Here is a 12,717-nt window from a genome sequence, read left to right on the forward strand (position 1 = left end):
ATAGTTGCAATACTTGCAATACAGCATAACACTTCCCTCCAATCCGTACTTTGCTATTACCGCATCCATAGGTTATAGGCAGAATATTATCAAATAGAAGCTGCATCGTCCTTACCGGCATTTTGAACATGCCGGTAAGGACAGTTGTGTTTATTAACCGTTATTTGCTCTTGGCACCGTTCAGATCCAGCATCTCGCTCCAATCAGGATCCGTTGGGCCGCTGTCCTTCAATTTCATTATGTCAATGCCTGTTTTTCCTGCTTTGGACATTTCAACGTAATTTTTGGAATCCAGCCACGGAAGAATTGAAGCGGTTTCAACATTGCTTTTATCAACCGGAACATAGATATTCTTCAAATATACCGGATATGTTTCACCCTTGAATTTGGCCTTAACCTGCTGGAATACCATTTCTCCTTCACTTGAAGGGGGAATCGAGACCGTAGCCTCTACGGTTCCCTCCTTAATCTGCTGGATTGTAGTTTCCTTTCCGTTTATGGCGTATACGGGATATGTCTTGCCGGTACTCTTTATTGCTTTCAGTACACCATCCATCATGGCTTCATTATGAACATAAACCAGATCAAAATTTCCGCCGGTCTTAGATATTGCATCCTGCATTACTGTCTGGGCCTTATCGGTCATAAAACCACCTGTCTGGTTATAAACAATATTATCGTCAAAAACCTGCTTCGGTGTTTTTCCCCAAGTTTCAGCAAGCGCATCCAGGAAGCCCATTCTATGAAGTTCTGCTATAGCCTGTCCGTATCCGCCTTCAACAGTTACTATTTTCGCAGTTGCAGGATAATTTTTACCCACGAGAACACCTATTTCATATCCGCCTTCATACCATGGACCTGAAACGCATCCGTCAGGCTTTCCAGGGCCCTTCGGATCGGGAATCGATGTGATGTAGAATATGGGAATGCCTGCTTTATTGGCTATTTCTCCGGCTTTGGAACCATTTGATGAATTGACTGTACACAAAACAATTGCATCGACTTTTTTGGCTACCATATCCTGAACATTGTTTGTTTCCTTTTTAGGATCGTAGTCTGATGTGGTTTTGGTCACCTTCCAGCCCTCTTCCCCGGCAAGCGCCTCAAAAACTTCGTAGCCCTTCTGATAATAAATATCAGAACCTGCCAGTATAAATCCTATATTCTTTCCTTTTTCCCCAGATGAAACGGTACTGCCGGATGCTGCCGTACCCGGACTTGATTCCTTGCTTTGGACAGCCGTGTTTGCGCCATTGCTGCCGCAACCGGCTGCTGCAGTTAATAGCAGAACAACTGCCAGAACCAGAGTTAATACTTTTTTCATGATGATTTTCCCCCTGTTATTTTTTTATTTTTATGACCACTGTCACAAATTTCGAATTAATTTGGGTTTATGCCACCTTGTATCTCAAATTATTAACGAACACCGCTACAACAATGATTCCTCCTGTGACCACATACTGCCAGAACGCAGATACGCCTATAACGTTCAAGGAGTTGGAGATTATGCCCATCCATATGGTTCCCAACAGTGTTCCAACAATATTTCCCTTGCCCCCTGATAATGCAGTACCTCCGACAACAGCGGACGCAATAGCTCTCATTTCAAGGTCTGTACCAAGATAGGGATTTCCAACTTCATTTCTTGAAAGCATTAAAATAGTAGCTAATGCAACAACCAGTCCGTTGATAACATAAACAGAAAGCTTAAAATTTCTGACACTTATTCCTGCAAGAAACGACGCTTCTTCATTATCGCCCACTGCATAAAGCCAGCGTCCGAATTTTGTATACCTTAGAAGCAGTGCAAATATTATGTATACCAATATCATTATGTATACCATTAGGGGAAGGTTGAAAAATCTTATATTGGTTGCAAAGCCGAATTTCCCGGGAATAGGGTATTCAGCGCCATTTGTGGTTATTAACGCAAATCCCTTATAAATAATCATTGCTCCCACCGATACGATAAATGGTTCCAGAGAAGTCCGCGACAGCAGCAGACCCATGAGAAAATTACAGACTACACAAATCAATACACCGACAATGACCGCAATTACAACCGGTGTGCCTCCATATATCAGCCAGGCCATGGAACATGCAGCAAAGGAAAGCAGAGTACCCACCGACAGGTCAATTCCCCCCGAGATCATTAAAACACACATCCCCACTGAAAGGATTCCGGGGACAGCCAGTTGTTCAAGCACAATACTTACATTATAGCCGGTGGCAAAATTAGGGGCTATTATTGAACAGACTATTATGTATATAATTAACCCTAAAAATAAAAAAATATTATCATTTGCGAATAATCTTTTCCTGACAGATGTATTTACAAATGCTGATTTTTCAATTTGGCTGTTACTCATATTTTACATCCTCCCAGTGCATACGATAGTATTGTCTCTGAATCGGCATCCTCTTTTGAAAGCTCTGCAAGAATGCTCCCATCTTTCATAACCATTACCCTGTCACTCATTGCGATGACCTCGGGCATATCGGAGGATATCATGATAATAGATTTACCCTGCCTGCACAGCTCCACCATTACCTTATAAATCTCCTCCTTTGCTCCAATGTCTACTCCCCGTGTCGGTTCATCAAAAATGTAAATGCTTCCGTCTGAATGGAACCACTTGGATAGAATTACTTTCTGCTGGTTTCCCCCTGACAGAAAACGCACTTGCTGATCAGGGCCCTTGCATTTTATTTTCAGCTTTTCAATATACTCACAGCAGGTTTCTTTATCCCTGTCCGGATGCATAAATCTGACCGGAAATTTCGCCGAATGCGCCAAAATCGTGTTAAGAGAGTTTTTCTGTCTTGTAAATAAACCGGTAAGCTGCCTGTCTTCAGTTATCATGCATAATCCGGCCTTTATAGCGTCTTTTGGCGCTTTGAATCTGACTTTTTCTCCTGAAATCATGATTTCACCTGATTCAGGAATTTTCTTTCCGAATAACAGTTCGGCCATCTCTGTGCGTCCTGCTCCTACCAAACCTGCGAACCCCAAAACTTCACCTTTCCGCAGCGAAAAAGATATGTCTTTCACTCCACCACCCGAAAGATTTTGTACTTCCATAACAGTTTCGCCTATTCCGGCTGCCTCTCTGCTATAAAACATGGAGGCATCCCGGCCTACCATATCCCTTATTATGGAAGCCTCATCAATCTCAGTTCTGTCATATGTCCTTATTTTTCTTCCGTCACGTATTACTGTGACCTTATCTGCAATACGGAACACCTCTTCAAGATGATGTGAAATATATATAATGCCTACTCCTTTTTCTTTAAGCGCCTGGATAACACTCATCAGCTGTTCTATTTCATGACAGCCGAAGGATGCGGTTGGTTCATCCATTATAATGACCCTGGCCTCCTGTACAAATGCTTTTGCAATTTCAACAAACTTTTGTTGAGCAGTGCCCAGCAGCCTCACAGGTGTTTGAGGATCCAGTCCTGTCACACCGATCTTGGCCAGAACGTCAAGAGTTTCTTTGTACATTTGTCTGCGGTCCAAAACAAGTCTTTTTGTTACCTCTTTTCCAATAAAGAGATTTTCCATAACACTCATATTTTGCATAAGAGTATGTTCCTGGTATATTGTCTGAATACCCAATTTCATACACAATGCCGGATTTAGTTTTCCTTGCAGCGGATTTCCCTCTATATTGATTTCACCGCCGTCCCTTTGATGCGCTCCTGCTAAAATTTTAATAAAGGTGGATTTCCCCGCCCCATTTTCTCCGCACAAGCAGTGGACTTCTCCCTCGTAAACCTGAAAATCAAAATCAGAAAATACAGTTACCCCGGAGAATTGTTTTGATATTCCTTGAATATCGAGTAAACATTTTTTTTCAGGCATTAATTAATTGCCCCCTTTATCCCTTCTAAATACTGGCGAAAACTTTACTAACACTTTTTTTGTCCATGATGCTTCTGATAAAACCAACCCAAAACTTTAAAAAAAAGCATAAGAAGACCAATTAGGTAGGTTTGAATTGCTTGATACAAATCTCCAATGGGGTCAAATCTTATGCCAGGGTTAAAAAGACAAGGTGCTGCCAATGATATAAGTATACATAAAGTATCTATTTCTTCAGATTTAATGAGTTATATAAAATCAATTCGTGATATACGATAGCATTAACAACACCTTAATTTTAGATATTATTGTTCAACTTTCATAAACCGTCAAAACATTAAGTGTGCTTTTCTTTGATTCCGCCCTTTGTTTTAATCATATTTACATACTCATCGGTATATTTCCTGTCAAAGGTCGCACATCCTACTTTTGTCTGGGTGATCAGCATCTCTACGCAGTGGTCGCAAAGAGTGCACCACTTAATGGATGCATCATCGTTTTTCTCCATCTTTGCCGGGAGATAAGGATCTGCATAAGACTGACGTCCAATTGCTATAGCGTCAACAATGCCGTCACTAATGTTCTTCTCTCCCCAGAAGCGAAGCGTATTATTTTCCCGCTTAACTGCATGGAAGCCTTTTCTTCCATCCCTGTATATTGAATAACCGGAACCTATTACTGCTGTTTCGGGTTTCAGATTTTCGCGGCATACCTTCTGCAGATAGAAGTGAATATAAGCATAGTCGGGAGTACGTACGTCAGGGTGTGCCAGATCCAGAGTAATGGAAGGCGAACCTGCCGACTGCAGTACGAAGTTTGCTCCATGAGCTTCCAATGTTTTTATCAGGTCTATTGATTCTGTGAGGTCCATACATGCACTGTTTGCATTCAAGGTCCCGCAGCCGCCCGGAAATCCTTCATAAATCGAAATTTTTGAACCAATTATGAAATTCGGGTCGGGAATAGCCGCACGTACACCGTCGTAAATATTAACTGCAAACTGCTTGCGGTTTTCCCAGCTGCCTCCGTATTTCCAGTTCTCTTTGTTGTAAGGTCTGAGAATCTGAGAACCCAGGTAGCCATGGCAGAGCTTGAGATCTACTCCGTCAGCTCCAACTTCATAAGCATATTTTGCCCCCTGTATGTAAAGAGCGATTACTTCATCGATTTCCTTTTCCCCCACAAGTTTTGCATCCTCATAGCCGGGAAGCGGTTCTTTGGTAACGCGTATTCTGGTTGAAAACTCAGGATTGCTTATTTCACCTGAATGTGTGATCTGAAATAATAAAATAGTTTCAGGATTTATTTTTTTAAGGTGTGCAACAAATTTCTTCAGCGCCGGTATATTGTGCTCTCTGATTGAAAGCTGATCTTTACGGGATCTATGCTCGTACTGGGGTGTGATAGCCTCTAAAACAACAATACCGGCTTTACCTTCAAACAGTCTTTCATAACGTGCATAAGTTTCCGGACTCGGATCACCATTCGGCAAAGCATCACAGCATTCCATAGCATTGATAACTATACGGTTTGGGGCTACCCTGCTGCCAATCTTCAAGGGTTTGAAAAGCGGACTTAATTCACTCATTTTTGAAACACTCCTTTAGAAATTATTTGGTTTGATGCGAATGAGCTCATCTGATGCTTATAGTTTAAACCAAATGAGAAAAAGAACAACGCCTATAAAATGACTGTAAAATACTAATAAAAAACTAGTAGTCTGTATATTGTACTAGGTTTATATTAGCATTTATCAAGTATTATTCAGGAATTATAAATACCGGATTTGTATTATAACATTAGAGAGTACCCTCTATTAACAATGTACAATACGTTTTTGAGTGGTGGATTTGCCCTGCGGACGCGTTGAAGCCGCTTGCAAGGCACAAGGCAAGGACGACAACAAAGAAAAGTGGCAAAATAGCCGGCGTGAGGCGTTTTGTACATTGTCAATAGAGGGTATAAGGCTTTTAATAATTATTAATCCAAAGGAGGCTATATAATGGGCAGAATGGTAACATTATTTACAGGGCAGTGGGCTGATCTGGAATTTGATACTATGTGTCAAAAAGCCGGGCAAATGGGCTATGAAGGCTTGGAAATCGCATGCTGGGGCAATCATTTAAATCCATCAAAGGCAGCAAAGGATGAAAGTTACGTGCAATACATTCTGGATACTTTAAAAAAGTATGATTTGAAATGTGAAGCAATCGGGGCACATATTATAGGCCAATGTGTAGGAGACGGGCCTGACACAAGACTGAACAACTTCGCTCCCAAGGAATACTGGAACAATCCCGAGGGAATCCGTGCCTGGGCTACCCAGGAAATGAAGTATTGCGCAATTGCTGCAAAACGGCTTGGCGCAAAGGTTGTCACCGGTTTTACCGGATCTCCCATATGGAAATACCTGTACTCCTTCCCTCAGACAACTGAAGCAATGGTTGAGGAAGGTTTTGACGAAATTGTCCGCCTGTGGACTCCAATACTGGACGTGTTTAAGGAAAACGGCATAAAGTTTGCCTTGGAGGTTCATCCCGGTGAAATCGCATTTGATTACTATACCACCGAAAAACTCCTTCAAAAATTTGCCGGCCATGAAGAATTCGGACTGAACTTTGACCCAAGCCACCTTATATGGCAGGGAATCAAGCCCCATATCTTCCTGAATGATTTCATCCACAAAGTATATCACGTGCATATGAAGGATGCGGCAGTAACCCTGGATGGAAAATCCGGATTACTGGGTTCACATGTTGATTTCGGAGATTTGAGAAGAGGATGGAATTTCCGCTCTTTAGGGCATGGGGATGTGAATTTTGAAGAAATAATCCGCGTTTTAAACCGATATAATTACCAGGGTCCTTTGTCAGTGGAATGGGAAGACAGCGGTATGGAGAGAGAGTATGGCGGAGCAGAAGCAGCGGCGTTTGTAAAAAAAGTGGATTTCGCTCCTTCAAATGTAAAGTTTGACGATGCAATTAAAAGCTGAGGAGGTTGTAAAATGAAGCGCAGTATTGTTCGTTATGGCATGGTTGGCGGAAGTTTAAATTCTTTTATCGGAAGAGTTCATAAAAACGCTCTTAATTTTGAAATTAATGCCGAACTGTCGGCAGGATGCTTCAGTTCAAACAGGCAAAACAATCTTGACACCGGAAGTTACTATGGCCTGCCATCAGACAGGGTTTATCCGGATTACAGGGAAATGGCCCAAAAAGAAAGTCTGAGGAATGATAAAATTGATTTTGTTTGTATTGTCACCCCCAATTGCTCGCATTATGATATTGCAAAAGAATTTTTGCTCCATGATATCAATGTTGTATGCGAAAAACCACTCTGTTCTGAAATAAGCAATGCGGAGGAATTGCAAAAAATTGCCCGTGATAGAGGACTGCTTTTTGCGGTCACATACGCCTATTCAGGCTATGGTATGGTGAAACAGGCCAAGCAGCTTATAGAGGAAGGTGCAATAGGCAGGATAATCAATGTTAATGCGGAATATTTGCAGGAATGGCTTATAGACTCCGTCGGCAGCAGTGCTTCCCAAACTGCCAAGCTGTCAGGTTGGAGGACAGATCCTGAAGTTTCGGGTATATCCAACTGTGTAGGGGATATTGGTACTCACATTGAAAATACCGTTGCATATATGACCGGATTGAAAATCAAGCGCGTTGCAGCCAAACTGGATTACTTCAACCAGCCTCTGGACTTGAATGCAAACATACTTATAGACTTTGACAACGGTGCCGGCGGAGTTTATTCCTGCTCGCAGGTAGCCGTAGGCTATGCAAACGGCTTAACTGTGAGGATCTTTGGCACTAAAGGTGCAATTGAATGGAGGCAGGAGCAGCCAAATCAGCTAAAGGTTACACTTAAAGGACAGCCATCAGCCGTTTATGAAAGAGGTACAGGATATATCACCGGAAGAGCCGCCCAATTGAACCGCATACCCAGCGGACATCCGGAGGGCTACTATGAAGCCTTCGCCAATATTTACAAAACTTATTTAAGTGCCGTTCTGAAAACAATCAACGGAGAAAAGCTATTAGCAGAAGATATGGATTTCCCCCAAATTGAAAATGGGGTTGAAGGTGTCAGGTTCATTCATGCTGTGGTCAGGAGTGCAAAAAATGACTCTGTTTGGACTGCACCGGATGAGATCAGCTAAAGCAGTGAAAAAAGAGGCTCTCAAACATATTTTTGAATAAATAAAAGTATATAAAAGCAGGAATCCTCCAAATTGTATACAAATTTGGAGGATTCCTGCTTTTTCACTTCATAGAACTTTTTATTACATATTGCTTATAATTTTTACGGGTTCTTACTCACTTCTCACAAATGGTTTCAACAGCATTGTGGTATGGAACCGCTGTGCGTTAAGCCTGTATTTTTCTATCAATTCCGGTCCACAGCTGTTGGAGCCTATGCCGCTCTGGGCATAATCCAGGCAGAGAACGGTACTGCCGCTCTTTTCAAGTTCAAAATTATGCAGCTTGCTGGTTAATTCCTCCTGAGTATAGTAAGAAGCATTAAAACCGAAAGGCTCATCATCCAAAACCAGCAGACCAAGACCGGAATCCGAGCTGACTTTTACGTAGTGGCAGCCCCAGTGACTTCCGTTTTCCTGCGGTTTGATATAGTCCTCGTGCAAATTGTCCACCCTGGCTGTAAACCTGTCAATATATGAGGCTCTGCGCTTGTCGGCATAGCTTTCATAGGGCCCGAAGCCAAAGTATTCAACCTTGTTGATTTCCTGAGGCAGGAACAGTCTGAGGCCGAAACGCGGCAGGTATGGAGTCTCCATATTCTTTTCCACCTGCATATTCACCGATATTGCACCGTCGCCGGCAATATTCCATTCCGTACTTATATCCAGTATCCTTTGAATATGGACAGCGGTAACGGATAGCTCCGTTATTATTCTGATGTTGCTGTCCTCCATGGATACCTGTGTGGCATAAGCTCTTGAGAAAGCCCGGTCGTAACCGCATTCCTCCCATTTTCCCCGCACATTCCTGTCATTGTCGGTAGGCGCTCTCCAGATATTATAGTTCATGGGCTTTTCAAGGAGCACATTATTATCATAGACCATCCTTTCAAAAGCACCTGTCAGTTTATTATAGGTGTACTTGAAGTTAACCCCCGATACGAATATATATCTGTCAGTCTCACTAAAGGACATTTCGCCCTTTGGAGAGTCATATTCCCCCAGCAGGCTTTTGATTCTGTCCTCCTTCAGCCCAATCCTGTCAACTGCCGCTTTAACCTGGTCAAAGCCCAGGAGATGTCCCCTCTTTGTTAAAGCAAGATCGTTTTTTTGGTGATAATCAAATTTAATATAGCAATCCCCTTCAATAGGCTGGTCAAATGTCAGATAAATAACTTTTTCCTCATGGGGCTTGATATTCAGGATACTTTCATCCTCTATAATTCCCCGGGCAATCACTTCACCGTTCCTTGCCACACTGTAGGATACATAAAGGTAATCCCCTGTATTCACAAAGTCCAGCATATTCCGGAATGTGAATTTCCCCTCTTTTGGGTTCTCCTTTACCAGCCTCAGCGGCCTGATCACATTCTTATACTCCAGCAGACCCGTATGGATCCTTCTGTCGGGGTAAACAAGCCCATCCATACAGAAATTTCCGTCATGGGGGAATTCTCCGAAATCACCCCCATAGTAATACTTTTCCCTTCCGTCTTCAGTTCTGCCCATATAGACGGCATGATCGCACCATTCCCACACAAAGCCGCCGCAGAAGCCGTCATATTTTTGAATCAAATCGTGATAGTCTTCAATATCTCCCGGCCCATTGCCCATTGCATGAATATATTCACATTGTATGAACGGCTTATCTCCTCTGACTTCTTCAAAATATTTTTTAATATATTCTATTGAGGCATACATGCAGCTGAATAAGTCCAAATTGCTGAAATCACATTTATAGCCTTCGGGAGTGTAATGAGCGCTCTCGTAATGTGTCAGTCTGCTGGTGTCATAGCCCTTTATCCATCTCAATGCACTTTCGAAGTTTCTGCCGAAGCCCGACTCATTGCCAAGAGACCAGATTACAACACACGCATGATTCTTATCCCTGATCACATTTTTCTTAACCCGGTCCAGTATTGAAGCCTCATAATCCGGATCGTGTGCCAGCATCGGAAAGGCTTTGCCATCCTGTCCCCCGCCGAAAATAGTTGTTGTGCCGTGGGTTTCAATATCAGCCTCAGCAATAACATAAAAACCGTATTTGTCGCAAAATTCGGTAAACACAGGCGCATTGGGGTAGTGGCTGGTACGTATTGCATTTATGTTGTGCTGCTTCATCAGTGTGAGGTCCTTCAGCATATCCTCTACTGTCACGGCAGGGCCTGTGACCGGATTGCTGTCGTGCCTGTTCACTCCTCTGAATTTGATTTTTTCTCCATTCAGGTACACAACACCGTCAATTATTTTTATCTCCCTGATGCCAACCTTTATGGCTATGGCTTCCCGGGCCGTATTCAAAACCAAAGTATATAAATTCGGCTGTTCGGCATTCCAGAGCTGAGGATTTTCCAGATTTATACAGAAATTCCCCTCCTGCACAGCTCCTCTTTCCAACTCGGTTCTTGCATCGGCAGCCAGGAGCACATAGTCTGCCGGTACCGGCTTCCCATCCAGGTATTCAAGTTCAACCGTAATGTCTGCCTTTTTATAGTTATCCGACAGTGCTGTTTTTACGAAGAAATCCCGTATGTGTTCCTGAGGACGATAGAGTATATAGACATCACGGAATATACCCGAGGTCCTGAATTTGTCCTGATCCTCCAAATAGCTCCCGTCACACCATTTTAAAACAAGCACTGCAATGGTGTTTGTACCTTCCCTGACGAAATCCGTTATGTCAAATTCGCTTGTGGAGTGTGAAACCTGGCTGTAGCCCACGAATACACCGTTTATCCAGAGATAGTAGCAGGAATCCACACCCTCAAAATTAATGTATTTTTTCATATCTTCATTGCCTGCAGCTATTTCAAATTGTCTTACATAGGCTCCGCATGGATTTTCCACCGGCACATAAGGGGGATCGAAAGGAAAGGGATATTTGACATTTGTGTATTGGTGCCTGTCATAGCCATGATTTTGCCAGACTGAAGGCACGGGGATGCTGTCAAAACGGGTGTGGTCAAAATCAGGCAGGTAAAATTCCTCTGTTAAATCATAAATACTGTTGAAATATTTAAAACTCCACTGCCCGTTTAAAAGCTGAAAACGACAGGAGGTGTTTCTGTCCCCGGGTATTGCCGCATTTCCGTCCGGATAGGGGATATAGTACGCCCTGTCCTCCATGGTCCCTACATGAAGGGTTTTGGGATCTTCATAATAGTTTTTTACCAACAATTTTTGTCACCGCTTTCGAATTAATAAGTGCATATCTTAATTTAAATTATACATTCCGGTTATACCCGATTCCATTAATAAAATAGAATAAAACCTGCACAAAATTAAACAGACACATTTGTGCTGCCGGTGTAAATAGTATAAAATATAGATATAATCCATTTAAAAATCGGTATTAACAGATCAAATTTGTATTCGAAATATAGTATGTGTAAATAAATCTCTTTTTAATAATTACAATAAAAACTAAACGGAGTAAGCAAAAGGAGTAAAAACATGATAAATATATCGGGCTATATTAATGATGCAGACGAGGATATTGTTGACAGCAAGAACTTTTTTTCTGTAAACAGCTGCGGTTATTACAGGCTGGTAAAACAGGCATCCTTTGAAACAAGCCGGTCCGAAGGAAGACCGGATTATCAGCTCCTTTATGTGGCCAAGGGTACCGCAGATTTTAAAATTGAAGGAGAGCTTATGACAGTAGAAGAAGGCTCTGCTGTTATTTACCTGCCTCGTCAACCTCAATATTACATATATCATCTGGAAAACACTCCCGAAGTGTATTGGCTTCATTTTTCGGGAGCACAGGCCGGAACTTATCTTAATAATTTGGACTTTGAAGGCGGCTCTCTGTTCAATGTTGGAATTAAGAATAATTATATACCAATATTCGAGAAAATAATAAGAGAACTGCAGCTGAGGAGAAAACACTTTTTCGAGTTGTCAAACCTTTATGCCCTGGAGCTTCTGTCCCTTATGTCCAGAAACATGTCCGAGGGGAGCTCCAATATCCACCGGATAAATGAACAACTGCAGAATATTATTGAACTGATGAATAAAAATTTTACGCAAAAGCAAAGTGTAACGGAGTATGCCAAAATGTGCAATATGAGTACCTGTTGGTTTATCAACTGCTTTAAGACCTACACAGGCATGACTCCGCAGCAGTATATAACCGATATCAGAGTAGCAAAAGCAAAGGAGCTTTTACCAAGCTCCTCATTCAACATTTCTGAAATATCATCCATTGTAGGCTATGACAACCCCTTCTATTTCAGCAGGATTTTTAAGAAAAATACCGGACAGTCTCCCAGGGAATATAAAAACAGACTGGAAACACAGGCGTAAATTAACTTGTTGTGCCAATTGATCTAAAATTTGCTTTACTTATATAAATTTTTATATCAACTGGTAACTTCGGTACTAACTTCAAAAATAAGAACGCACCCAAAACAATTTCAAAAATTGTATCGCCTCATTTAAAGCAGTTTTACCGTCGCTCAAACTCGGCGTCCTATCTCGGTTTGAAGCTCAAAGCAGCGTCCTGCTGCTTTGCCGGTAAAACCACTTTAACTTTGTCGACAATTTATAGCAATTGCTTTTAACCGTGCATCTTATTTTATGAAGTTGTCCTCACGTACCAGTTGATCCCAATTAAATCTTTCAGTAAATCAAAACAAGAGTT

Annotated in this window: 8 protein-coding genes; 3 read left to right on the forward strand and 5 right to left on the reverse strand. The window is 42.0% G+C overall.

Annotation, left to right across the window (positions count from 1 at the left end; all coding sequences use genetic code 11):
* Window positions 1–160: 160 nt before the first annotated feature.
* The 4 genes from T344_RS0120175 to T344_RS0120190 all read right to left on the reverse strand — a co-directional run bounded on the left by T344_RS0120175 (window position 161) and on the right by T344_RS0120190 (window position 5,453).
* Window positions 161–1,324 carry a sugar ABC transporter substrate-binding protein gene (locus T344_RS0120175; RefSeq protein ID WP_027630183.1) on the reverse strand — a complete coding sequence of 388 codons (1,164 nt, stop codon included), beginning with the start codon at window positions 1,322–1,324 and terminating at the stop codon, window positions 161–163.
* A 67-nt stretch (window positions 1,325–1,391) separates the two neighbouring features.
* The gene (locus tag T344_RS0120180; RefSeq protein ID WP_004623753.1) at window positions 1,392–2,369 is read right to left on the reverse strand and encodes an ABC transporter permease; all 978 of its coding nucleotides are present in this window, start codon (window positions 2,367–2,369) and stop codon (window positions 1,392–1,394) included.
* Entirely contained in the window at window positions 2,366–3,865 is a 1,500-nt protein-coding gene (locus T344_RS0120185) for a sugar ABC transporter ATP-binding protein (protein ID WP_027630185.1), read from the reverse strand. Before T344_RS0120185 ends, T344_RS0120180 begins: the two co-directional genes overlap by 4 nt.
* A 337-nt stretch (window positions 3,866–4,202) precedes the next feature.
* Window positions 4,203–5,453: an oxidoreductase gene (locus T344_RS0120190; RefSeq protein ID WP_027630186.1), complete on the reverse strand. Its 1,251-nt coding sequence runs from the start codon at window positions 5,451–5,453 to the stop codon at window positions 4,203–4,205.
* A 414-nt stretch (window positions 5,454–5,867) separates the two neighbouring features.
* On the opposite strand from T344_RS0120190, the gene T344_RS0120195 reads away from it, so the two are divergent.
* Together T344_RS0120195 and T344_RS0120200 are read left to right on the forward strand one after the other, a co-directional pair.
* Window positions 5,868–6,857 (forward strand): sugar phosphate isomerase/epimerase family protein, encoded by a 990-nt coding sequence (locus T344_RS0120195; protein ID WP_027630187.1) that lies wholly within the window; start codon window positions 5,868–5,870, stop codon window positions 6,855–6,857.
* A gap of 12 nt (window positions 6,858–6,869) precedes the next feature.
* Window positions 6,870–8,033 carry a Gfo/Idh/MocA family protein gene (locus tag T344_RS0120200; RefSeq protein WP_027630188.1) on the forward strand — a complete coding sequence of 388 codons (1,164 nt, stop codon included), beginning with the start codon at window positions 6,870–6,872 and terminating at the stop codon, window positions 8,031–8,033.
* 153 nt (window positions 8,034–8,186) lie between these two features.
* Here T344_RS0120200 and T344_RS0120205 read toward each other — a convergent pair whose 3' ends face one another.
* Complete coding sequence (locus T344_RS0120205; protein WP_027630189.1) at window positions 8,187–11,249, reverse strand: glycoside hydrolase family 2 TIM barrel-domain containing protein; 3,063 nt, start codon at window positions 11,247–11,249, stop codon at window positions 8,187–8,189.
* Window positions 11,250–11,525: 276 nt separating this feature from the next.
* On the opposite strand from T344_RS0120205, the gene T344_RS0120210 reads away from it, so the two are divergent.
* Window positions 11,526–12,380 (forward strand): AraC family transcriptional regulator, encoded by an 855-nt coding sequence (locus T344_RS0120210; RefSeq protein WP_027630190.1) that lies wholly within the window; start codon window positions 11,526–11,528, stop codon window positions 12,378–12,380.
* The last annotated feature ends 337 nt before the right edge of the window (window positions 12,381–12,717 follow it).

Source organism: Ruminiclostridium cellobioparum DSM 1351 = ATCC 15832 (assembly GCF_000621505.1).
In the GTDB taxonomy this organism is placed as follows: Bacteria; Bacillota; Clostridia; order Acetivibrionales; family DSM-1351; genus Ruminiclostridium; species Ruminiclostridium cellobioparum.